The sequence below is a fragment of the Cohnella phaseoli genome (genome assembly GCF_003386235.1).
In the GTDB taxonomy this organism is placed as follows: domain Bacteria; phylum Bacillota; class Bacilli; order Paenibacillales; family Paenibacillaceae; genus Cohnella; species Cohnella phaseoli.
Window position 1 is genome coordinate 131,498 of record NZ_QRDZ01000021.1, and the last position, 24,151, is coordinate 155,648.

At 51.6% G+C, this 24,151-nt stretch carries 21 protein-coding genes; 20 read left to right on the forward strand and 1 reads right to left on the reverse strand.

Annotated elements, in window-relative coordinates:
• Window position 1: 1 nt before the first annotated feature.
• The 9 genes from DFP98_RS23935 (at window position 2) to DFP98_RS23975 (ending at window position 9,223) form a co-directional block, all read left to right on the forward strand.
• Window positions 2-2,683 (forward strand): alpha-L-rhamnosidase, encoded by a 2,682-nt coding sequence (locus DFP98_RS23935; RefSeq protein WP_181917906.1) that lies wholly within the window; start codon window positions 2-4, stop codon window positions 2,681-2,683.
• A 25-nt stretch (window positions 2,684-2,708) separates the two neighbouring features.
• Window positions 2,709-3,692: an alcohol dehydrogenase catalytic domain-containing protein gene (locus DFP98_RS23940; protein WP_116063140.1), complete on the forward strand. Its 984-nt coding sequence runs from the start codon at window positions 2,709-2,711 to the stop codon at window positions 3,690-3,692.
• 48 nt (window positions 3,693-3,740) lie between these two features.
• Window positions 3,741-4,712, forward strand: a complete 972-nt coding sequence (locus tag DFP98_RS23945; protein WP_116063141.1) for a zinc-dependent alcohol dehydrogenase — start codon at window positions 3,741-3,743, stop codon at window positions 4,710-4,712.
• Window positions 4,713-4,715: 3 nt separating this feature from the next.
• Window positions 4,716-6,092, forward strand: coding sequence for a hypothetical protein (locus DFP98_RS23950; protein WP_116063142.1), 1,377 nt, complete (start codon window positions 4,716-4,718; stop codon window positions 6,090-6,092).
• Between the two features lie 161 nt (window positions 6,093-6,253).
• Complete coding sequence (locus tag DFP98_RS23955) at window positions 6,254-6,394, forward strand: helix-turn-helix domain-containing protein (RefSeq protein WP_116063183.1); 141 nt, start codon at window positions 6,254-6,256, stop codon at window positions 6,392-6,394.
• Complete coding sequence (locus DFP98_RS40315) at window positions 6,378-6,698, forward strand: beta-eliminating lyase-related protein (RefSeq protein ID WP_181917907.1); 321 nt, start codon at window positions 6,378-6,380, stop codon at window positions 6,696-6,698. Before DFP98_RS23955 ends, DFP98_RS40315 begins: the two co-directional genes overlap by 17 nt.
• Before the next feature lie 74 nt (window positions 6,699-6,772).
• Window positions 6,773-7,792 (forward strand): zinc-dependent alcohol dehydrogenase, encoded by a 1,020-nt coding sequence (locus DFP98_RS23965; protein ID WP_116063144.1) that lies wholly within the window; start codon window positions 6,773-6,775, stop codon window positions 7,790-7,792.
• 147 nt (window positions 7,793-7,939) lie between these two features.
• A complete protein-coding gene (locus tag DFP98_RS23970; protein ID WP_116063145.1) occupies window positions 7,940-8,668 on the forward strand; it encodes a winged helix-turn-helix domain-containing protein in 729 nt (242 codons plus the stop codon).
• A 102-nt stretch (window positions 8,669-8,770) separates the two neighbouring features.
• A complete protein-coding gene (locus DFP98_RS23975; RefSeq protein ID WP_116063146.1) occupies window positions 8,771-9,223 on the forward strand; it encodes a VOC family protein in 453 nt (150 codons plus the stop codon).
• 56 nt (window positions 9,224-9,279) lie between these two features.
• Here the strand turns inward: DFP98_RS23975 and DFP98_RS23980 are convergent, their stop codons facing one another.
• Complete coding sequence (locus DFP98_RS23980; protein ID WP_181917908.1) at window positions 9,280-10,752, reverse strand: glycosyl hydrolase family 28-related protein; 1,473 nt, start codon at window positions 10,750-10,752, stop codon at window positions 9,280-9,282.
• A gap of 189 nt (window positions 10,753-10,941) precedes the next feature.
• Between DFP98_RS23980 and DFP98_RS23985 the strand changes: the two genes are divergently transcribed.
• The 11 genes from DFP98_RS23985 to DFP98_RS24035 all read left to right on the forward strand — a co-directional run bounded on the left by DFP98_RS23985 (window position 10,942) and on the right by DFP98_RS24035 (window position 24,133).
• Window positions 10,942-11,661, forward strand: a complete 720-nt coding sequence (locus DFP98_RS23985) for a GntR family transcriptional regulator (RefSeq protein ID WP_116063148.1) — start codon at window positions 10,942-10,944, stop codon at window positions 11,659-11,661.
• A gap of 394 nt (window positions 11,662-12,055) precedes the next feature.
• The gene (locus DFP98_RS23990; RefSeq protein WP_116063149.1) at window positions 12,056-13,753 is read left to right on the forward strand and encodes an extracellular solute-binding protein; all 1,698 of its coding nucleotides are present in this window, start codon (window positions 12,056-12,058) and stop codon (window positions 13,751-13,753) included.
• Between the two features lie 72 nt (window positions 13,754-13,825).
• On the forward strand, window positions 13,826-14,725 hold the full coding sequence (locus tag DFP98_RS23995) for an ABC transporter permease (protein ID WP_246016671.1): 900 nt from the start codon (window positions 13,826-13,828) through the stop codon (window positions 14,723-14,725).
• A 72-nt stretch (window positions 14,726-14,797) separates the two neighbouring features.
• A complete protein-coding gene (locus DFP98_RS24000; RefSeq protein WP_116063184.1) occupies window positions 14,798-15,625 on the forward strand; it encodes a carbohydrate ABC transporter permease in 828 nt (275 codons plus the stop codon).
• 47 nt (window positions 15,626-15,672) lie between these two features.
• On the forward strand, window positions 15,673-16,518 hold the full coding sequence (locus tag DFP98_RS24005) for a sugar phosphate isomerase/epimerase family protein (protein ID WP_116063151.1): 846 nt from the start codon (window positions 15,673-15,675) through the stop codon (window positions 16,516-16,518).
• 17 nt (window positions 16,519-16,535) lie between these two features.
• Complete coding sequence (locus DFP98_RS24010) at window positions 16,536-17,561, forward strand: Gfo/Idh/MocA family protein (protein ID WP_116063185.1); 1,026 nt, start codon at window positions 16,536-16,538, stop codon at window positions 17,559-17,561.
• A gap of 27 nt (window positions 17,562-17,588) precedes the next feature.
• Window positions 17,589-18,704: an aminotransferase class V-fold PLP-dependent enzyme gene (locus DFP98_RS24015; RefSeq protein WP_116063152.1), complete on the forward strand. Its 1,116-nt coding sequence runs from the start codon at window positions 17,589-17,591 to the stop codon at window positions 18,702-18,704.
• 30 nt (window positions 18,705-18,734) lie between these two features.
• A complete protein-coding gene (locus tag DFP98_RS24020; protein ID WP_181917910.1) occupies window positions 18,735-21,782 on the forward strand; it encodes a FlgD immunoglobulin-like domain containing protein in 3,048 nt (1,015 codons plus the stop codon).
• 26 nt (window positions 21,783-21,808) lie between these two features.
• On the forward strand, window positions 21,809-22,987 hold the full coding sequence (locus DFP98_RS24025) for a M20 family metallopeptidase (RefSeq protein ID WP_116063154.1): 1,179 nt from the start codon (window positions 21,809-21,811) through the stop codon (window positions 22,985-22,987).
• A gap of 16 nt (window positions 22,988-23,003) precedes the next feature.
• Complete coding sequence (locus DFP98_RS24030) at window positions 23,004-23,393, forward strand: RidA family protein (RefSeq protein ID WP_116063155.1); 390 nt, start codon at window positions 23,004-23,006, stop codon at window positions 23,391-23,393.
• Complete coding sequence (locus DFP98_RS24035; RefSeq protein ID WP_116063156.1) at window positions 23,369-24,133, forward strand: MBL fold metallo-hydrolase; 765 nt, start codon at window positions 23,369-23,371, stop codon at window positions 24,131-24,133. Before DFP98_RS24030 ends, DFP98_RS24035 begins: the two co-directional genes overlap by 25 nt.
• The last annotated feature ends 18 nt before the right edge of the window (window positions 24,134-24,151 follow it).

Genomic DNA, 24,151 nt, shown 5'->3' on the forward strand with positions numbered 1-24,151 from the left:
GATGAATTCCTCATACAACGTCTACGATTTGCGCGTAAACGAGTTGGAGACGCCTTTAGGGATAGATGACGACAAGCTTTTCTTCTCTTGGAAAATCGGCGCTGCCGATCGCGGAGACAAGCAAACGCATTACCGAATTTCCGTTGCTTCAAGCGACAAGCTGCTCCGGGATGGAGTGGCAGATTTATGGGATAGCGGCAAGCTCGCGGGAAGTCCGCTGAGGGTCCTGTATAAAGGAGCCTTGTTGAGCGGGAGCGTCCGATATTGGTGGAAGGTGGAAAGCTGGAATACGGGAGGAACGTTGTCGGATTCGCCTATCGCGTATTTCGATTCCGGACTTCGACAAGACGAATGGAAAGCGTCGTGGATTTGGAAAGCGGAGGAACCGCAAGTTAACGATTATGCGTATTTCCGCAAGGAAACGGAGCTGCATAAACCGGTATCCAGCGCGAAAATCTACGTTTCCGCCCACAACCGCTATCAATTATTCGTGAACGGGACAAAAGTCGGCGGCTGCGGCAGCCCTGCTCCGTCCCATCCGCGGAAACGCAAATATTATCTCGCCTATGACGTTACCGGGCTGCTAAGCAACGGCAGAAACTGTTTGTCGGCCATCGTTCACTACTTGGGCGGCGACGGGCAAAACTACGTGAACGGATTGCCGGGTTTGCTTCTGCAAATGGAAATTCGTTATACGGACGGAACGTGCGATCACGTCGTTTCGGATCCGTCTTGGGAAACGCTGGATGTGATTCCCCATGCCATAGGCACGCCGTTCCAGCAATTTCGAAGGCTGTCCGCTATCGAAGACTACGACGCGGCTAAATTGCCGGCGGGATGGATGAATGCGGGATTTCCGAGCGGTTACACCTCTGTAGCGGTTATTGCGAGCGAGTTGGAATCGCAGGCATGGACATTGAAATGGCAGCAAATGCCCGAGGGGGCAGAGGAAAGAACGATCATTCCCGCAGCGACGGGAATTCAGGAGGTCGGCTGCCAAGTTTTCGATGCCGGTCTTATCGTATCGGGGTGGCCGCGCATAAGTCTGAAGGGGATCCCGGGCTGTACCGTTCAAATGAGATATTCCGAGGATTTGGACGAGGCGGGGTATGTAAAGCACAACGTTACGAATGAGCTGTCGGAATTTTACTACGATAGCTATACGATGCACGGATCGGATTCGGAAACGTGGGCGCCGGATTTTTCCTACAAGGCGTTCCGATATGTGGAGATCACGGGGTATCCTGGGCTATTGACCGCCGAGCAAGTCGTTATCGTGTCCGCCCATACGGCGATCGTTCAGGAAGGCAGCTTTCACAGTTCCGACGATCTGCTTAACCGAATTTACGAAGCCTGCATTCAAACGCAGAAAAATAATACATTGGGCCTATTGGCCGATTGTCCGCACAGGGAACAGGCGCAGTTTCTGGCCGATGCCGATTTGCAGGCTGAGACGCTGTTGTATCATTTTGGCGAAGCGTATCCGGTATTGGATAAAGTATTAAGCGATTTTGCCGACAGTCAATTGGAGAACGGAACATTTCCATGGGTGTTTCCGTCGGGTTTCGACTATCCGGGCTTCAGCGGATGGATCCCGGAATGGGATTTGCACTATTGCACGCTGCTGTGGAAATTGTACGAATGGAGTCATCAACTTCAGTTGCTTCAAACGTATTATGTGCCTGCCAAACGGATGTTGGATTTCTACCTGGATCGTGCGGATCCCGAGCTGGGACTCATTCCCAAATCAACGCAGTCTTCGGATTGGCATATTAGCGATCACCCGTATCAGAATATTGACCAGAATGGCCGCTTCTTGACCGTGCAAAACATAAAAATCAAGCATGTCATCGATTTGATGGGCAAAATGGCGACAGAGCTAGGCTACGAGTACGATGCCGCTTATATGCACCGGCGTTCGCTGCTGCTGCAGCAAGCGATTGTAACGCATTTGTACGATCCCGTGCGGAAGCGGTTTGCGGATTGCTACTTATCGGAACAAAGCCATCAAGGCACGAATGTCGTTGCATATCAATACGGAATTGTTCCGCCCGAGCATAAGGAGGAAGTGCTTGCGCATATCAAGAGCGAGGGGCTCGATTGTCGTACGCTGCTTGCGCTAAATCTCTTGCGGGTGCTGTTCGATAACGGAGCCGAGGATGAAGCTTATCGGCTTATTCATAAAAGAGATTATCCGGGCTGGGGCTACATGATCGAGCAGGGCGCGCGTACGATCTGGGAAGGCTTCAACGATATCGAGTCCCATTGCCATGCATGGAACGCTTATCCCGCTAGGCTGCTCGTCGAGTACTTGGTCGGCATTCGGATGGCTTCGCCGGGCTGGGACAGCATGCTGATCAAGCCTTATGTGCCCGAAGGCATCACGTTTATGGAAGGCTCAGTCGTTACGGGCAGAGGGCGCGTTTACGTCAGATGGGAAGCTGCCGCGGGTAGTTTGCTACTCGATGTTGAAATTCCTCCGAACGCAACAGCCGATGCGATCTTTCCGCTGCCATCAGACGGAAGGAATTCGTGGATATTGACGGAATCCGGGCGAGTCATTTGTTCTGCCAATGGAGCTTCGCACAGTAACGAGCCGTTTATAGAAGTCAGGGATATATCGGACAAAATCGTATTTGGGCTTGAATCGGGCAGCTATCGGTTTGCTCTTCAGTGGAAATAAGCTTGTTGGAGGTGCTCACGAAACGATGGAAGCAAAAGCGGTTGTTTTTACGGATAAGCTGAAGGTCGCATTTCAAACGGTACTGGTGCCGGAGCCGGACAGCGGACAGGTTGTCGTCGACGTGACGCATTCCTGGATAAGCATCGGTACCGAATCCTCTTTTCTACGCCAAGAGCGGGCGACCGGAGAAGCCGTATTCAAGGAAGGGGATCCAGCGCCTTTCCCGCACGTTCCCGGTTATCAGAAGGTCGGTGTCGTTAGCGCGCTGGGAGCTGAAGTGGAGGGCTTGGAGATCGGCGATGTCGTTTTCGCTTCGGTAAGCGAAGTGTCGGGCATGCACTTCTCCTTCGCCGGCCATGTCAGTCCGGCGGTTACTTCCGCCGATCAAGTATGGAAGCTTCCGAAGGTTGCCAGTCCGATCGCTTATTCCGGGCTCGTGCTTACCCAGGTCGGATACAACTGCGGAATGAGAGCTCCGGTCAAGCCGGGAGACGTGGCGGTCGTGATCGGCGACGGACTAGTCGGGCAATGGTCAGCCCAAACGCTGCTGCATCGCGGAGCCGAGGTCATTGTGTTGGGTCGGCATCGGGAACGGCTGTCGCTTCTCGCTCCTGGTATTCGCGGAATTAACACAAAAGAGATTAGCGTTGCGGATGCGTTGCAGGGATATGAAGGCGTTCACGTCGTCGTGGATACCGTAGGGGCCATGAATACCTTTGCGGAGCTTCAGCCTTTCATGACGCATAACAGTCATCTTGTGTCCGCCGGTTTTCTGGGCTCATCGGGAGTCGTGGATATTCAAACGTTGCGCGCTCAAGAAATTACGCTTCATTGTCCATCCGGTTGGACGAAGGAAAGAATGGACGCCACCCTGAAAGGGATCGAAGAGGGATGGTTGACAACGGAAAATTTAATTACTCATCAGTATCCGGCTGATGAGGCGGAAACGGCTTGGGAAGTCATTTTGGATAAATCGCAGCCTTGTTTGGGCGTTGTATTGAACTGGTAATCGTAACGCCATGGGGGCAAACACGAAGAATTGAAGGAGGAATGAGACGTGTCGGCTACAATGAAGGCCATGCAATTTATCGGAGTGGAACAGGCGAAGTTAATAACGGTGCCCATCCCCGAGCCGGGTCCGGGGCAGGTGCTGGTGAAAGTAAAGGCGGTTGCGACCTGTCCGCAATGGGATATGCATATTTATTACGGCAAACCGATGGTAGACAATCAGCCGCCGATCCCTTATCCGTATACGCCCGGTCAGCCCGGCCATGAAATGACCGGCGTGATCGTGCGTACTGGCGAAGGGTGTCGTCTGCCTGTCGGCCAGTCGGTTAGCGCCTGGCGGGATCAAGGCCACCATCGCTACGGCTGTTATGCGGAATATGTCGTCATGGATGAAGAGAATGTGCTCCCCGTTCCAGCTGATATGCCGTATAAGAAGGTCGTTTCTCTTGAGCTGGCGATGTGCGTCGCCGCGAGTATTCTTAGGTTGAAAAATACGGTAGGCATTAAAGGCAAGAAGTGCGGCGTGAACGGTCTTGGTCCTGCGGGGTTGATCGCGTTGCAAATGATGCTGGCCGAAGGAGCGACGGAAGTTGTCGGCATCGATCCGAATGGCGAGAGACGGGAGCTAGCCATTTCTCTAGGCGCTTCTTCAGCTTTCGAACCGGACGATGAGCGGATTGCCCTTCGAGGCGAGCCCGGATGTTTTCAGGTAGCGATCGATTGTGCGGGTTTCCCTCAAGCGGTTGCTTCTCTCATGGATCGTACCTATGAAGCGATCGTTCTGTTTGCGGTGAAGAAAGCGGATTACATTTTGCGCCACTACACGCTTACGGTTATCGGGTATCCCGGCCATTCCAGGGAGGCGGCAGAATACGCGCTTCGATTGATCGAAGATCATAAGGTGGATATGAGTCCGTTGATCAGTCGCGAATTGCCCTTTGAACGTTATGAGGAAGCCGTCGGGCTTCTGCGCAGTCAAGACGCGATCAAAATCGGCTTCTTGCCGGAGTTGGGGGAATAACGTATGCCGAACGCAAATAAGCTGCTGCTAGGCAAAAACCGCATCGATATTACGCCTGACAAAGATACGATACTGGGCGGAGCCACGATCAGCGGTAAAATACGCGTCGATTACATTAAGGATCCGCTCTATGCCAATACGATCGTCGTAGTCCGAGAAGAACGCAAAATGGCCGTTATTACGCTGGATTTGCTAATGATTACCCGCAAATACGTAGAGCTTATTCGGCATGAATTGCACAGCCGCTGGGGCTTCGACCCGGATGCGGTTATGATTCATGCTACGCAAAATCACAAGGCGCCGTCGCTTGGCCATTTCAAGATCAGCGAAGATTACGGGGGAATACCGGAGGAACTGAATTGGCTGAGAGGAGGGGATGAACGGTACCACCCCTATGCGGTTGAGCGGATTATCGCCTCGGTTGAAGCCGCGCTGGATGCGCCAGAGCCCGTAAGAATTGGCTACGGAGGCGGCGTTGAAGGGCGCTTGGCGTTTAATCGCCGCATGGTCATGAAGGACGGCTCGATCAGCATGCCAAATGCAGTAGGCCCGGCAGCGCCGAATAGCCGTTATGTCGAGGGACCTATGGATCCGGATCTTGGCGTTGTCGCTTTCCAAAGCGAAGCAGCGCCGATTTCCGCTCTGCTGCTCCACTATACGTGTCATCCCGTTCATCAGCTCGGACACTTTTTCATATCCGCGGATTGGCCCGGGGCTTGGGTGAACGAAATGAAGTCGAGCCACGGGGAACAATGTGTGTCCGTCGTGCTCAACGGAGCTTGCGGAAACATTAACCCGTGGGATCCCTATGCGGACAAACCGCAGGATGACGCAGGAGTGATGGGGAATCGGCTTGGCGTCTCGGCGAATGGCGTAATCGAAAAGATAGCTTTTCAGGATGATGCCGTTCTGGATTGGAAAATTGTCCATATCGATATCCCGTTGCGTAAAGTGAACGAAGCGGATTTGGAATCGGCGCGGCGTTACATTGCGGACAATCCGAATCCTCGCTGGCTCACTGACGTCGTGCTTGACGATAAGTGGGTCTATGCATCGGGAATGCTGGATTTGCACGAGCAGTACGAGAGAAACCCGCTATACCGCTATGAAATACAAGTGCTTCGGATCGGAGATGCCGCGCTGGTGGGATTGCCGGGCGAGCCTTTCTCCGAAGGAGGGCTGGCCATCAAGCTCGGCTCTCCTTCACCTTATACGATTATTGCCCATAATACGCAATTCGCCGGATATATCCCGACGAAGGAAGCGTTTCTTCGGGGCGGTTACGAGACGACGACGTCCAACTGGTCCAAATTCGTGCCGGAAGCGTTGGATCTCATCGTTGCGGCTTCGCTCGAAACGTTAAAGTCGGTTTTCAAGTAAACGATTGGCCATTTAACGGGAAACTCTAAAGCAAATCGAAACAAACCGCGATTCCGCATGACGGAAAGCGGTTTGTTTCGGCGTGCGGCAGCACTCATTTCAAGACGGGAACCAGCGCAACACCGAGGTTCGCGCGGACGAGCTCCTTAAAACAAGATCCTATCACAAGGAACGGCAACTTCACGCGGGCGGCGCAGGAGCTTCATATCGCTCAACCGGCTCTTAGCAAGCAAATGAGCCGTCTGGAACAAATTCTCTCATCGCCCGCAAACGAGGCTCATCGCTTTGGAGAACACCCATAATGCAAGAGGGGGAACCGTGCTGCCTTTGTCCTATACGCAAGAGATATGCGCGGAGATGCACGAACGCGGCGTTTCGGTTCCTCTCGACGGAACTCGGATCTTCAACGCGGCAGCGGCGTTGGGAGAGCCGATGCGCTCCCTGACGGAAAGTTTCGATTCGGTCGCCCTCAATTTGAATAAAGGGCCTTGCGGAAGTCCATCGTTCAATCCTAAAGCTGCCTCGACAGGGTCAGCTTCTTCGCATGCAAACGCCGTGGCCGCTCCAGCCCCCCCAATTTTAGAAATAGCGATTGACCCTTTATAATTATATATAATATAATGAATATAATAAATTATATAGTTTTGATATAAATGAAGTCTATTACATGGAGGAGTCCTATGAAAGCGTTAGTATGGAATGCGGCGGAACAAATGGACTGGGAAGAAAGGGATCGCCCTGCCCCTCAGGGCAACGAGGCTCTTATCCGAATCGAAGCGGTCGGCATATGCGGATCTGAAATCGAGGGTTATTTAGGCCATAACAGCCTGCGCAAGCCGCCGTTGATCATGGGTCATGAATTTTGCGGAATCGTGGAAGAGGTTGGGGACGTAAAGAACGAATCGTGGATGAACAAAAAAATCGTGGTAAACCCGCTGCTCTTCTGCGGACAGTGCGATCGTTGCAAAAAGGGCTTGACCCAATTATGCGAGCAAAGAAAGATTATCGGCATCCATCAACCGGGCGCTTTCGCGGATTGGGCCGTCGCGCCTGTAGAAGCGCTCGTTGAGGTTCCCGTTGGGTTGAATTCCGTCAGAGCCGCGCTTGCAGAACCGCTTGCGTGTTCGCTCCGCGCGACGCGGCGAGCGATGGAGCGTCATCCTTTCGCCAACGTTGTCGTTTTCGGTGCCGGCGGAATAGGCCTGCTCTGCGCGATGACGGCTAAGTTGCTCGGTGCCGCGAAGGTTATGATCGTCGATACAAACCCGGAAAGACTAAAAATGTGCAAGAGCATTGGCTTGACGCATACGGCGCATGCACGCGAGGATCGGTTGGAGGAGCGGACGAGAGAGACTTTTGGGTCCAAAGGGGTCGACGTAGTCATTGACGCAGCGGGCTTTCAGCCTACGAGAGAGGCTGCCGTGAAGCTGCTGAATGCGGGCGGAACGTTGATGAATATCGGGCTTGGAATCGATGAAACGTTGTTGCCGATCAATTATACGATTCGTCAGGAAATCGAAATATTAGGGTCCTTCTGCTACTCGCGTCAGGATTTTCAGGATGCGGTCGATTTATTGATCGCCGGTAAAATAACGGAGACGGGATGGACGGAGATTCGTCCGCTTGCGGAAGGGTTCCAAGCTTTTGCCCATTTAGTTGCCGGGGAGGTCACGAGCGGTAAAATCGTATTAAAGCCTTGAATCGTTTTCACAAGCTAAGTCTAACTCTATCGCCTTATCGATAGGATTAGACTTTATTTAGTAAGAATTTCGGGATTCGCAGCTTTTCCAGAGACTAGCCGTCGACTTCATCGCTTTTCCCTATTTTCGAGCAAAGGATTCGATGCTGTGAAACGGACAAAGACGGTGTTGATCATTAAAGAAGATGAGTTGCGGAGCTCTTTGGTAGAACCCTATTTACGCAAGGATGGCTGGCGTACCCTAGTCGTGGGCGAGAGGCAATCGTTTATGCGCGTGTTAGGAGACGACCCGCCAAACCTTGCCATTCTCGAGCTGGGAACGCAATCCGTATGTGCAGAGTATTTGTGTCGAAAAATAAGAGAGCGCTCTCATGTTCCTATTATTGTCGTAGTTCCGCTGAAATCGGACTGGAATCCAATCGATGCGTTGTATCATGGGGCGGACGATTATGTCGTATCTCCAATTGATCCTGAAGAGTTTGTTGCAAAGGCACATGTGGTTTTTAGGCGATCTTGGGTATATACCAATCAAGTGTCGCATTCGGTCAGTTACGGTCGTGGAAGATTGGTTATCGATTATCGCAATCAGGATGTACAATTCGATGGGCGGCAGGTGATGCTCACCAATACGGAGTATACTCTCCTAAAGACGATATGCGACAGCACCCACCGAACATTGACTCGATCTGAGTTAATGCGCAACATTCTCGGTTACAGGATTGAAGTCGATACGCGGTCGATAGACGTTCATATTAAGAACATTCGCCGAAAGTTGGAAACCAATCCGCGAGAACCGGAAATTGTGCTGACCGTGAGAGGAAGCGGCTATAAAATGGGTCTCTCGAAAGACCGGGTAGGCGAAAGCGCCGTTCATTAGGAGCGATCGCAGTAATCGTTTGGAAGGAGTTAGAAACTATTGATCGAATAAACTTAAGAAGATAATTAGATAATAAGCTGGTACATATAAGGAGATAAAACTATGGCAAAAAACAAACTGCTAAGAATGGACAATGTTGGCATCGTTGTAGAATCCCTTGATGACGCAATCTCTTTCTTCGAGGAGATTGGCTTAAAGCTCGAAGGGCGTGCTATTGTCGAAGGGGAATGGGCCGGTCGCGTAACCGGGCTCGGTTCACAGTGTGTAGAGATTGCTATGATGGTGACCCCCGATGGCCACAGCCGCCTTGAACTTTCGCGATTTATCACTCCGCCCACGGTATCGGATCACCGAACTGCTCCTGTAAATGCCCTCGGGTATTTACGCGTCATGTTCGCCGTTGAAGACATTGACGAAATGGTATCCAGACTTCTAAAGCATGGCGCTCAGCTCGTTGGCGAGGTGGTTCAGTACGAGAACTCGTATCGGCTCTGCTATATTCGTGGAAAAGAAGGAATTCTCATCGGTTTGGCGGAACAGCTCGGAACAACGTAAAAACAAGGGATGTCCCCAGTCATCGTTAATGACTTCGGGGACATCCCTTTTTATTTTTATTCGGCCAGGAAACTGATTCCGTTCAGCGATAAATAATCGTTGCCGCCTCTCATGAACAGCACTTGACCAGTAGCGAGTACTTGAACCTCGCCTATGAGCGCAACGCCGTTTTCGATCGTGCTGACCGTGAATTTTTTGGCTTTCGCGGGGCGGAAGCCTTCAGGCAGAGTAAGGATAGCGGTTCCCGCCGTTAAGCTGCCGTCCTTAATCAAGCCGTCCAAGCTGACTTTGCCGTTCATGTCGCGGCTGAAGGAGGCTTTACCGAATGCCGATTGATCATAATCGACCCAGCCATTCGTGAGCGCCGCCGGCTTCTCGACGCCTAGCGTTATGATGCCGCTGTCGTCGATCGCATTCGCGCGGGGAACGATGCCGGTATTGCTTAAGAAGGAATTGTCATAACCGATTTCCGTGAGCGTAGCCTCCGGTTCTACTTTGATTACTCCTAAAGTACCGGTAGCCAAAGTATTGCCGCTGATTTTCGTATATGCGGCATTGCCGATTTTGATGGCATGATCTACATGTCCCGCATATCCCCAACCGTTAACGTTGTTGCCAACGATTTGGCTGAACACGACGGGGTTAATCTCGCCGTCCAAAGAAATCGCGGCTTGGTGCGCGCTCGTGTGCGGAACGTTTTGTTCGATCTGGTTGTACAGAATTTTGACCTGATTGCCTTCGGTGACTCTGATCGCCCCGCCGGCAGACGTAATATTGTTAAAAGCGATGACGACTTTCGCGGCTCCGACAACCTGGCTCAACTCTACGCCGATATTGTCTCCGGTAATCGTATTGCCGAGGATGTTAATGGAATCGCCGGCGTTAAGCAGCGATAACCCTCCGTAGAAGACGTTATTCTCGAAGGAGGAGGTAAATAAGCTGGGGTCTCCCTTGGGATTCGTCAGCTTCACACTGTTGCCGCCCAATTGCCAGAAGTAGCAATTCTGTACAAGCAGCTTTGCCAAAAATTGCGGATAAGTGGAAATGTCGATGTTCAGCGCGTGTCTGGCCGGCTTGCTGCCTTCCTGCGGAATAATGTTGATGGAGTCGATGCCGAACTGCCAACCGATGCTAAGCTCGGGCGAAATTCGGATGACGTCCGTCGTATTCGGAACGTTGGAAGCAACGACTAGGCGGCTGAGGAAACCGTCTCCTAAAATATGAATGGGACGCTTAATTAGAAGAAGCTCGGTTCCGCTGCCTCGCAGAAGGTAGTTGCCGCCGGGGAGGTATACGGTTCCGCCTTTTTCTTCCGCAGCCGTAATTGCAGCTTGAACCGCAGCTCTGTCGTTGGTCGTTCCGTCTCCTTTCGCCCCGTAATCCTTAACATTAAAGAAGGTTCTTGCCGCATTTTCCTTCTTCTTTTGGCTGTCACCGTTTCCATTGCTTGCGCTGGCAGAGACTGCGAACAAAGAGACGGCAAGACAAACGGCAAGTACGGTAAAACTCCATCTTTTCAAAACTTTCACAACGCCACTTCCTCTCATTCCTAATAGTGTGAATGCATCAACAACGATAGCACAGCTATTATGAAGGGAATGTAAAGATAGGACGGCCAACGTCGACCGAATTCAAATTGACAGATGAGTAGAGACGAGAAGTTGTGATATAATATATAATGTAAAATTTATATTATATTCAGAGAGCAGGGCGCGAGAATGAATAACATAACCAAACAATCCTTTATGGAAAAGAAAAGCATGAGTCAGGATTTAGTTACGCTGATTAAGCAACAGATCCTTAACGGCGAACTTAATCCGGGAGACAGAATCGTCGAGACCAAGGTGGCCAAGGAGCTCGGAATTAGCCAAACGCCGGTGCGCGAAGCCGTGCGGATGCTGTCCGGAGAAGGGATCATCAACATTGTTCCGAACAGAGGGCCGATCGTGAAAGAGATCGAAGAGAGAGATATTTTTGAAATCTACTCGCTTCGCGCCTCATTGGAAGGCTTGGCGATGAGGCTGACGACTTTGCACGCCTCCAAGGAACAGATTCAACTTCTGGTTGATCTGTATGCGGAGATGGAATCAAAGCTGCACAATCCCGAAGTAGATTCCTTATTGAAAGAGTCGCTGTATCTGCACCATAGCATTATTCAGTTTTCCCGCCACTCCAGATTGATGCAGATTTACGACTCCATTTCGTTCCAGATCGAGCTTGTCAATAGAATCATCGGGATGAAATCGACGAAGCAGAAGGAATTCGATGAGCACAAAGAACTGATCGACGCGCTTCGGAAGGGGAATCCGGACGAATCGGAGAGGGTCATGAGAAGGCATATTCACCGTTCCTTCAAGGAATGCATTAAAGCTTTGCAGGATAACGGTTCAGCAGACCGTACCGACATATCGAAGCTGTGGCCGGAAGAGAACGAATAAGCCGGGTTCAATGGATAAGCTAAATGGGGGAAATGCGACTTGCATGAACGATGGAGACGGATTCATACAGAAGCATGGGTAGCAAGAGATACCAGAACGTAGCGGTAGCGCCTTAAGGCATACCGCTGCGGACCTTCCATTCGAATAATAGGGGATCAACTCATACATAATCAAATATATAATACATTTTACATTAAATTGCTTTCAGGCAGACAAAGAGTCGAAATAATCGTTTGACAAATACATTAAATATTATATATAATTTATTATATTTCAAATTTAATAGACAGGGGATGGGTCTGTATTTCGGGAAACTGTTAACAAAATGAAGATGGATTGAAGGGGCTTATCCAAGAAAGAAAATCAAAGGCGTTTATTATGAGGAGGATGAAGCATGAAACGGAGTATTTTGACAGCGCTTTTATTGGGTCTTATCGGATCTGTCTTGCTTGCGGCTTGCAGTAACAACAACTCTCCGTCCAATGAAACGGGCAAAGCGTCTCCTACAGGCACGAATCCGGCTAGCGAAACGGCAAGCAGCGGCGCGAGCGAAACCGCCCCGGCAGATTTGCCGGCCAAGTTCGACCCTCCGGTCGAAATGAGCTATGTCAGCTATCAGTTCGCAACGTTGAAATACGATAAGGGCGACGACGTTAACAATAACGTCTGGACGCGAATGTTGAAGGATGAATACGGTATCATTGCCAACAATCTCTGGGAAGTTCCGTACGCGCAATATCTGCAAAAAACGGATTTGATGATCGCCTCCGGCGATATCCCGGATTTCTTCGTCGCCAGTCCTACGCAGCTCAGACAGTTGTACGACGCCGACATGATCGAGGATTTGACCGACATATACGCCAACTATGCGCCCGAATTGGTTCGCAAGGTACAGGATGCCGCAGGCGATTACCCAAGAAAAGCCGCCACGATCGACGGGAAATTGATGGGAATTCCGTTTACCGGAGTTCTTCGTGAAAGCGTTAACGGCTTATGGGTACGCATGGACTGGGTGAAGAAGCTTGGACTGCCCGAGCCTAAGACGTTTGAAGACTTCATAGCGCTCGCCGACGCCTTCGCCAACCAAGATCCCGACGGGAACAACAAGAAGGACACCATCGGACTGGGACTGGATAAGGATCTGGCGATGACGGCTCCGTTCATGAATACGATGCATGCCTATAAATCGATCTGGACGAAAGACGCGGACGGGAAATTGGTTTACAGCAGCACGCTGCCGGCTATGAAAGAGGCTCTGATGAAGCTGAACGAGATGTACGAGAAAGGAATTCTGGATAGAGAATTCGTGGTTAAAGATCCGACGAAGCTGTTCGAGGATGTAACCGCTAACAAAGTCGGTATGTTCTACTCTGCCGGTACGGCCGGAGCGTATCCCCTGCAAGGAAGCAAAGACAATGACCCGAACGTGGAATGGAAGATGTTCCCGCTGCCGGCCTATGACGATAAACCGGGCAAATTCCAGACGGAGCTTGATGTCTTCCACGGTTTCTGGGTCGTGAAGAAGGGCGCGAAGAACCCGGAAGCGTTGCTGAGAATCCTGGAGCAATGGCTGGCGAAATTCTATTTCAATAACAGCGACGAGGCTCACAAGCAGTTCGTAAGCGGAGCGGACAACGATACGATTTGGATGGAGTCTCCGGCCAAAATGTATATGCCGACCAGGAACCGCGACTTCTATCTGCTTGTCAACGAGGTGTTAGCGGGCAAGACCGATCAGTCGACGGTACCTCCCGGGGTGAGAGATATTCTGGGCATGATCGAAAAATACAAAGCGGGCGACAATCAGTTCTGGGGCCAGAATTTGATTTACGGCGAAGGCGGCTCCATGGGCGTAGCGGACTACTATATCAACAACAATCTTTACGTTCAGAACGAATTCATCACGGCTCCGCTTCAAATTATGGTCGATCGAGGCACCAATCTAACCAAACTGGAACTGGATGCTTTCACGAAGATCATTACCGGCAACCAACCGATCGACTCCTTCGATAAGTTCGTGACCGATTGGAAGAAGCAGGGCGGAGACGAGATTACGGAAGCGATCAACGAATGGTATACGGCTAATCAATAGAATGATGAAATGCCAGAGGAGATCGTCTTTCTCTTCTGGCATTTCATAAGGGACGGGAAACGGGGGATCGCCTTGTTCAGAAAATCGTGGAAACTTGAACTGCCGCTTCACCTCTTGCTGCTGCCGGCGACCGCAATCGTGTTCATCTTTAATTACATCCCGATGGCCGGCATTGTCATGGCTTTCGAGCGCTATATTCCGACCAAAGGAATACTGGGTTCCAAGTGGGTGGGCTTCGACAACTTTAGCTACGTATTTTCTCTGCCGGATACGTACACCGTGTTATGGAACACCCTGTTTATTGCTTGCATGAAGATTGTCGTCGGTCAGGCTACGCCGATCGCGATTGCTCTTTTGCTTAACGAGATGCGCTCGGCCTTCATTAAACGAGGCGTTCAGACGCTGATTTATTTGCCTCATTTTCTTTCATGGACAATATTAGGCGGCATTATGATCGATATTTTATCGCCTTCATCGGGAATCGTGAATCAAGCGTTGACCGCCCTGGGCGGGAAGCCGATCTTTTTCCTTGGGGACAACGCCTGGTTTCCGTTTACGATTGTCGTCTCCAACGAATGGAAGGAATTCGGCTTTAGTACCATCGTCTACTTAGCGGCTCTGACGGGTATTTCACCAGCCCTCTATGAAGCGGCCGTCGTGGACGGCGCCGGGAGATGGCGGCAAACCTGGCATATTACGCTTCCAGGGATGAGGCCGGTCATTATTCTGCTGGTTACGTTAAGTCTGGGGCAAGTGTTGAATGCCGGCTTCGAGCAAATTTTCGTCTTATATAGTCCGCAAGTATACGAAAGCGGAGATATTATCGACACGATGGTCTATAGAATGGGGATGCTCAGCGCTCAGTACGGTCCAGCTACCGCCGTCGGATTGATGAAGTCGGTTGTATCGCTGGTCTTAATCTCCATTGCGTATTTCTTGGCTTACAGGCTGGCCAATTATCGAATATTCTAGCCGGAAGGGGGCGAGCTCTTGGTAAAGGCATCATTCGGCCGCAAGCTGTTTCTTGGCTTCGACTATTCGTTCATGATTGTGCTTGCGCTGCTATGCATGTTCCCATTGATTCATGTGTTAGCCGTATCGTTCAGTTCCAATTCGGCGGCATCGGCAGGACTGGTATCGCTGTGGCCGGTCGGTTTCAATCTCAAATCCTATGAATTCGTCTTGCAAAAAGAGGAGTTTCTACGATCGGTTGGCGTTTCCGTTCAGAGGGTTGTGCTAGGAAGTCTCATTCAAATGCTGCTAATCGTCATTACGGCCTATCCGTTGTCCATGGAAGTTACTAGATTTCGATTGCGGACGGCGTATGCCTGGTATTTTCTAATTACAATTCTGTTCGGCGGCGGATTAATCCCAACCTATATGGTCATTAAAGATATGGGAATGCTGGACACGATTTGGGCGCTCCTAATTCCGTCTGCGGTTCCGGTGTTCAGCGTCGTATTATTGCTTAACTTCTATCGCGGACTTCCGAAGGAGCTGGAGGAAGCCGCATTTATCGACGGCGCCAATCATCTGCGTACCTTGTTCAGTATCATCCTGCCGTTATCTCTGCCCGCGATCGCAACGCTGCTCTTGTTCTCCATGGTGGGCCATTGGAACGCTTGGTTCGACGGACTGCTCTATATGAACCGTCCGGAAAATTATCCGCTGCAAAGCTACTTGCAGACGCTTATTATCAATAACGACTTCAAGGCGACGACGGCGGAGGAGCTCCAAATGCTGAAATCGATCTCGAACCGTTCCGTCAAAGCCGCTCAAATATTTCTTGGCGCGCTTCCCATTCTGCTCGTCTATCCATTCTTGCAGAAATATTTCATGAAAGGCATCGTCCTTGGCAGCGTGAAGGAATGACAAGGCGCGTAAACTTGCGGCGCGCCATCTATTAGGAGGTTGATAGAGTGAAAGAGCTTGAAACAAAAATCGGCATCATTAATCCGCTTGAAAATGGCGGCGATTGCTTCGAGCCCGTCCTTCGATACGGCTTGAAGGTATGCCAGCTGGTAAGCTGGGACGTGAGTCAAGCTACGGACGTCATTGCGGACACCGTTGCTGCCGCTGCCGCGAAAGCCGGCGTGCGTATTGCCGCATTCTGGGCGGGCGTGCCGGGACCGCAAGTGTGGAATTTCGTTGAGGGGCCGCTGACTTTGGGCATTGTACCTGAAGTTTTCAGAGCGGAACGGGTCGCCGCGCTTAAGAGATGGGCCGATTTCGCCGCCCGGATCGGAACGCCTGCCATTATTACGCACTGCGGTTTCATACCGGAAAATATGACGGACCCCGAATATGCGCCGGTCGTCGACGCCATTCGCGAAGTCGCCCAATATTGCGCGGATCGCGGACTGGAATTTTGGCTTGAGACAGGGCAAGAAACGCCGGTTGTCTTACTAAGAACCATTGAACGCGTCGGAACGGGAAATATCGGTCTTAACTTTGACCCTGCTAACTTGATTATGTACGGCAAGGGAAATCCGATCGATGCGCTGGATACGGTGGGAGACTACGTACGCAACATCCACGTGAAGGACGGGATGTATCCGATAAGCGGCGACAGTCTCGGCGAGGAGGTTCGTCCGGGAATTGGCAAAGTAAAGTTCCCGGAGCTCGTGCGTAAGCTGCTTGATCGGGGATTTACGGGCGATTGGATCATTGAACGGGAAATTCACGGGGAGCAGCAGGAGAAGGACATTCGTCAAACGATCGCCGATCTGAACCGGTGGGCTGCTGCGGAAGATTCGGAACAATGACTAAAGGGGACGAGGAAATGTTGAAAGTAGGACTCATCGGCATCGGCTTTATCGGGAGAGCTCATCTGGATCAATATTTGCGTCTTGAGCAGGAAAATTATCCGATTCGCGTAACGGCCATTTGCGACACGGATCCGAAGAAGTTCGAAGGGGAGTTTACGGAGGGGAACATCGGGGTAGGCAACGCCGACTACGACTTTAGCAAATACAACTTATATACGGATCTGAACGACATGCTGGCATCGGAAGCTTTTGATTATATCGATATCGCGCTTCCTACGTTTTTGCATGACTCGGTAGCGATCCAGGTGCTGGAGAAGGGGTTTAACGTACTTTGCGAGAAACCGATGGCGCTGGATTCGAAACGATGCGAGGAAATGCTTGCGGCTTCCAGGAAAAGCGGCAAATATTTGATGATCGGGCAATGTCTTCGTTTCTGGCCGGCCTATGAATACTTAAAAGAATGCGTGGACCGAAATACATGGGGAGCGGTCAGGTCCGCCCGTTTCTACAGGGCCAGCAGCGCTCCGATCTGGTCGAATCAGAACTGGCTGCTCGACGAAACGCGAAGCGGAGGCGCGCTAGTGGATTTTCACGTCCATGATGCCGACATGATCCGGTGGTTGTTCGGAAACCCCGATGCCGTCACCGCCATTGGACGCAATGTGTTCCCAGGCAGCGGCTACGATATCCTGTCCGCGCAATATCGTTACCCGGACCGCAAAGTCGTATCCGCCGAAGCCGACTGGTCGCTGCCGCCAAGCCTTGGCTTCGAGATGTCCTTCCGCGTCGGTTTCGACGAAGCGGCGGTCGTATTTGCGGGCGGCATGGTAACCGTGTATCCGAAGGACGGTCCGTCCTTAACGCCGGAATTGTCTCCCGATACGGGCTTTTATAGAGAAATCGTCTACTTGGCCGATTGCTTAAGGAACGGAGTTAAGCCGTCCGTCTCGCTCGGCGACGACGTCGCGGAGTCGATTCGTCTGGTGGAAGCCGAGAAAAGCTCCGCCGATGCCGGAGGCAGATGGATCGAATTCAAATAAGCCAAGATATACGAGGAGTGAGAGACTGTGGAAGCCTTACTGACAAAGAAATTATTTATTGGCATAGAAGATTGCGCATGGTTTTATAGCGGTGCCGAAACGCCGGCTCTTAGAGGGAGCTTGGAAGCGATTACCGACTATATGAACCGTCGCAGCGTAGGCCCTGGAGGTCGCGCAAACAATGCGGCTATCGAGGCGTCGTGCAAATCGAACATTGCGCTTCTGCTCGGGGGAAAGGCTGAAAATATCGGATTGTTATCGAACTCTTCGGAGATCATCTCGATGATCGCAGGCTCGATTTCCTTTCTCCCCGGCGACAACGTCGTCGTCAACCGCTTGGAATTTCCGGCAGGCGTCCTGCCCTGGCTTGTCCTGCGGGATAAAGGCGTGGAAGTAAGGTTCGTGGAGCATACGAATTGGCAGGTTACGCCGGAAGATATTATGGAGAAGGTCGATCATCGGACCCGACTCGTCATCGCAAGCCATGTCAGTTATTTATCCGGAGCCAGGCTCGATTATCGGGAATTATACAAGCAATTAAAACAGACGGATACGCTGCTCCTGCTCGACGCTACGCAATCGCTGGGCGCGGTCCCCGTCGATATGAACGAAACCGATTTTCTGGTGTGCAGCTCCTATAAATGGTTGCTCGGCATTCACGGTCTAGGCATTCTAGGCGTCAACCCGGCCAGAGTGGCTGATTTCATGCCGCGCTCGGTGGGATGGCGGAGCGTAATCGATATGTTCAGCCCGATTCGTCATAGCAGCTACGAATTCCATCACGACGCCAAGCGATTCGAGACGGGATATCCCAGCTACCCGACGATCTATGCGCTCAATTACTCAACCCGGTTGCTGTTGGATACCGGCATCGCCAGAATCGAAAACCATATTTTGCAGCTAGGCGACGAATTAATCGGAAAGCTGGACGCGCAGGGCTTCACGATTATTACGCCACGCGAACGGCAGCGACGGGCGGGCAACGTTTGCGTCGCTTCCGACCGGGGGGAAGAGGTATCCGAATATCTCCAAAAGCTAGGAATCTATCTGTGGGGAGGCGACGGCCGATTCCGCGCTTCCATTCATTCTTTTAACGATAGTGCCGACGTTGACCGTCTGATGAATGGCTTGTCTGAGGCTTGATACCTATTTCATGTCAAAGGGGCTATGAACATGAACAAAGTCAAAAAAGCGTCTCTCCATGCAACGATTTGTCTAGTCTTGTCTATTATGATCGGCATCGATAAAACCTCGGCATCCGGCACGGATTTCGTCATCCAAGAGGATCAATTTCAATATTACAATGACGGCATAACCGTGACCGATACAACCGCGCGCAATGGCTTTGCCGGTAAAATGTCGAATACGAGCGAGGATTGGAACATCTCTCATATTCGTTCGGATTTCAGCGACCTGCAGCCGGGAAGATCTTACGATGTCTTTATGCGCATCAAGGTTGATCACACTGCGGCAAATCCAACGGGCAACGCATTCGCATTCGGGGTTTGGGATAATACGTACAGGGATTATATCCTGCCGCTAAAAACCGTGCCTTCCAGCCAAACGCAGGATATGACTTGGAAGGAATACCGGGTAGGAACGTTCGTGCCGAATTTAAGCGTGAACCAGCTTGTATTTTTCGTGGCGGGAACCGATAACGCGAGTCAAGTGTCGGAAATCTACGTCGATGAAATCATTCTGATACCGCACGAATCTATCGTTATCGAAGACAGCAGCTTTATTCTGCATAACAGCTCGGTTCTCACTTCGAGCCCTCTCGCTTCCGATAACAGCGCGGCCGTTCTGTACAATGGACCGGGCAGCAACTGGAATATTCAAGCGCCTATCGACGGCACGAAGCTAAGGGCCGACGAGACCTATGATATCCATGCGATTGTGCAGATCGATCGAGCGGACTGGAATTCTTCAGCGGGCGATATTTTCGGAGTTGTCGTGTACGATTCGACGACGGGAACCTACCCTGTGCCGCCCAAGGTTTACAGTACGTCCAGTTTGGAGACGCAAGACAAGTTTAAGTTCTATATCGGAATCAAAATCAACGCCGCGCCTTTAGCGCTCGATCCGACTCATGTTTATCATGTCAGCTTTTATCAAGTAGACAACGCCGCCCAATTTCCTTCGATCAAAGTCGATCAGGTATCGATAGTCGAATCGGAAATCAACGACAATCCCGAACAACTAATTAAAGTGAAGCCGTATAAGATTTCGCCGGGCAATCAGGACGATCTTAACGATTCCGCCGGAATTACGTATTCGCTATCCGGGGCTCAAACGATAAGCGCCAAAATCGTCGATAGCAGCGGCAGTCCGGTTAAAACATTGGTTAACAACGTTAGTCAAAGCGGCACGGCGAAAATTTCGTGGGACGGAAAAAATAACGCTAACGCGATCGTACCAAACGGGATGTATACCGTAGTAATCAGCAATCCGAGCGGGGAGTTGTATAAGAAAAATATTCAGGTTATAACCGGTGTCGCCTTAAACGATCCGATTGCTCCGGCCCCTCTCGTAGCAAGAGGAACATGGTTTGAGGGAGGAGAAATTCCATTCCAATCCACCGCTAGAATCTCTTACTTAAATAATAGCTTCCAGGATCTGAAGGACGCGAATATGAACATGGTCAGCATCGCCAACTGGAACGGATCTACCGCGCTGTATACGGACACTCTGGATCGGGCAGCCGCTTACGATATCCAGGTCATGGCTTTCCCGATGGCCTATGCCACGTTCAGCAATCCAACGCTGGAGAATGACGAAATTGCGTTATACAATCAGATCAACGCTAGAATCGCTCCGATTAAAGATCATCCGGCCCTGTATGCCTATGTTCTGAAGGACGAACCGATGAACCTGGATATCGATCATGCTCATTTTTTGAGAAACGCCAAAAGAATGACGGAATCGATCGATCCTTATCATCAAGCGTTAATAGATTACGTTACTCCGGAATATACGGAATTCCATTACGGGATTCAACAGACGCAGACGCTATTGACCGATCCTTACGGCGCGGCAATCGGTTACCCGATCGGGGATTTTACCCATTACATGAATCATCCCTATTATGCGAATATCGATTACAAACCTTATTTGGATTTCCTTCACATGCTGACCAAGAAGGATATTCAAAATCGCGCTCCATGGTGGACTGTCGTGCAAAATTACGGACATGAGCCCACAGGCTTAAGAGACCCGATCCCCGCCGAAACAAGGGCCATGACCTATCTCAACATCGGGCACGGCTCCAAAGGATTCCTTTACTTTATCTATCAGACGGAAAGCTTATGGGAAGGCATGGTGGATGAAAATTATAATAGAGGGCCTAAGTTCGGCACCGTTCAAACCTTGTTTAATGAAATCAAAACGTTGGAGCCGACGATTCTGTCCATGACCAAAATTGCGAATGTCGCGACGACGATCGGGGGCGGCAATACGACGAGCTCGGCTCATCCGAATGCGGACGTGACGACGCACGAGAATCTTGCCACAGGGGACAAATATTTGGTCGTCGTGAATCATAATTGCTTAAGCAGCGCCAATGTCACGATTAAAATCGATCGGGCGAAGCTCGGTATGGATATTACGGAAATCAGGGATTCGCTTACCAACGCCTCAATCAGCTATACGACCTATCCGGATCGCTATGAAATCAGCAGTCTGGCTTTTGCGGCGGGGGACGGGAAAATCCTCAAATTGACCAAGGATACGACCCAGTCTGTCTACGTCGGGCAGGATAGCGATTTGAACATGTTTGGAGGAGCTACCAAAAATAACGCGGACGTATCGGCTTCGGACGGAAAAACGGCGATTAAGCTTGTAGGGGCTGCGAACGGCTGGGACGTTCAATGGTCCTGGGATAAGAGCCGGCTTGTTCCCGGCGCGACTTACGATCTGTATGCGGTCGTGAAAATCAAATATGCCGACGATTTGTATTTCGATGCCAATGGGAAGCCCGCGTTTTCTATTCCTTCTGGAAATGCGTTCTCGTACGGAGTATACGATGCGACTACGAATTCGTATCCGTTCGGAACGACGACCGTGCAGGCTTCCGCCATGGAAAATATGTTATGGCATACGATCAAGATCGGATCGTTCGTTCCTTCTCAGACGAATAATCAATACGCCTATATCTGGCCTGCGGATAATCCGGCAAACGTATACGCGGTTTACGTAGATAAGCTCTATTTCGTAAAACAGTAAGCAGCAGAGTCGTGGGAGTGAGGAAGATGGGGTTACTGGATAGGGAAGGCGGGGCGCAAGAGGCGGAGCATCCCGCGGTCCGGATATTGGACGATTTGGTACGCATACAAAGCGTCAATCCGCATTACGGCGAGGACGCCCGGGGAGAAGGCGGCGTTGCCGATTACGTCGAAGCGCGCATGCGCCGAGCGGGGCTGCGGGTTACTCGGCAACCCGTAGTCGAGGGGCGCGACAATATTATCGCCGAATTGCGGGTTGGCAAGCCGGAATCCGCATTGCTGTTCGAGGCGCATATGGATACCGTATCGATCGGAAGCATGGAGAACGCGCTTGTGCCGACTTACCGCGACGGAAGGCTATACGGCAGGGGAGCCTGCGACACAAAAGGCGCGTTGGCCGGCATGATTCATATGATGGAGCGGTGCGCTTCCCATCCGGAGCTTCTGAACGCCGATCTTGTCTTCTGCGCTTCGGTCGATGAAGAGTATGCCTTTCAGGGGCTAACGGCTTTTATGTCGCTCCAGATCCCTCTAACGGGAGCAGTAGTCGGCGAGCCGACCGAGCTTGGCATCGTGGCGGAGCATAAAGGCTGCGCACGGTTTTCCGTCCGGACAAGGGGCTTAGCCGCTCACAGCTCGGTTCCGTACAAAGGAGACAACGCAATCTATTCGATGATGGATGTCGTTCGCTACGTGAAAGATACGGTAGAACCGGGTTTGGCACGAATCGGCAGCGAACTTTGCGGAAGCCCGACGATCGTCGTAAGTACGATTAACGGAGGCAGCCAGATCAATATCGTTCCGGAAGCTTGCGAGATCCGGATCGATCGGCGCATCGTTCCCGGCGAGACGCCCGAACAAGTTCTCGCCGGGTTCGAGCGGCAATTGCGGGAATCGCTCCCCGACGCGAACCTTTCCGTCGAACCGCTGCTCCTGGATCCTGCGCTCAATACGCCGCATGACGCAGCCGTTGTCCAGGCGGCGCAACGCGTCGCCGGATCGCTCGGTTTGAATCCGTCGCTGCGCGGCGTGTCTTACGGCAGCAATGCAAGCAAGCTGCAGGCTTGGCAAGGGGTCCCGTCCATCGTGTACGGACCGGGTTCGATCGATCAGGCGCATTCCGCGGAAGAATGGGTTCCGGTCGCCGAGGTCGTTCAGGCGGCCGAGTTCTATTATCGCTTGGCTTGCAATTATCAGCTCGACTAAGAGGAGAGAGACCGATATGAAGAAGGAAATCATCCGTACCGATAAAGCGCCGAAGCCAGGCGGTTCTTATTCTCAGGCCGTAAAACTGGGCGACATGGTATACGTGGCGGGAACGTGCCCGTTCGATCTTGTGACGGGAGAGGTGCTGTTCCCCGGAGATATTGTCCGGCAAACGCATGTCGTACTCGAATATATGGAACAAATTTTACAGGCTGCGGGCACCTCTCTTGAACATGTCGTCAAAGTCACTTCTTTTATTGACGAGCTGAACGATTTTTCGGCATACAACGAGGCGTACGCTGAATATTTTACCGTTGAGCCGCCCGCCAGAAGTACGGTTGAAATCGTCAAGTTTCCTCCCGGCATGCGCGTGGAAATCGAATGCATCGCCTACATCCCGTCATGATCAGAATCGATGATGGCATCTATATGGTCGGCAGCGGCAAGTACGGCTTTCAACTGAGCGATCCGATGGATTGCAACGTCTACCTGCTGGACGGCGGGGACGGGCAATTCGCTTTGATTGATGCCGGCGGAGGGATAGAGCCCGAGCGGATTGCGGCGAATATCGAACGCATCGGGATATCGCCGGGGCAAATCCGATATTTGCTGCTTACCCACGGGCATGGCGACCATGCGGCAGGGGCCGCTTATTTTCACCGGACCTACGGGCTGCAGGTCATGACCTCGCAGGAAATTTTGCCTTGGATCGAAACGGGGGACCGTGACAAGGTTAGCATTACCGCGGCGGTAAGAGCGGGCGTGTATCCCGCGGATTACGAGTTTCCGCCTTGTCCGGTAGCGAGAGGGCTGCGGGAAAACGACGAGATCGTTATCGGCAATCTCTCGCTGAAAATAATCGATACGCCGGGACACGCGCGCGGGCATATTTCCTTCCTGATCGAGAGGAAGGGGAGGAAGCTGTTGTTCGGCGGCGATTCGGTATTCGCCGGAGGAAAAGTTGTCATTCAGAATGTCTGGGATTGCGTCATATCCGAATATGCAGACACCGTGGACAAGCTCCACGGACTCCGTATCGACGGATTGTTTCCCGGACACGGACCTTTTCTGCTTACCGAGGCCTGGCAGCATATTGCCAAGGCGCAAGCTTGCTTCGAACGGCTGGACGTGCCTCCGAATTTATAGATAGGGAGTGGGAGATCG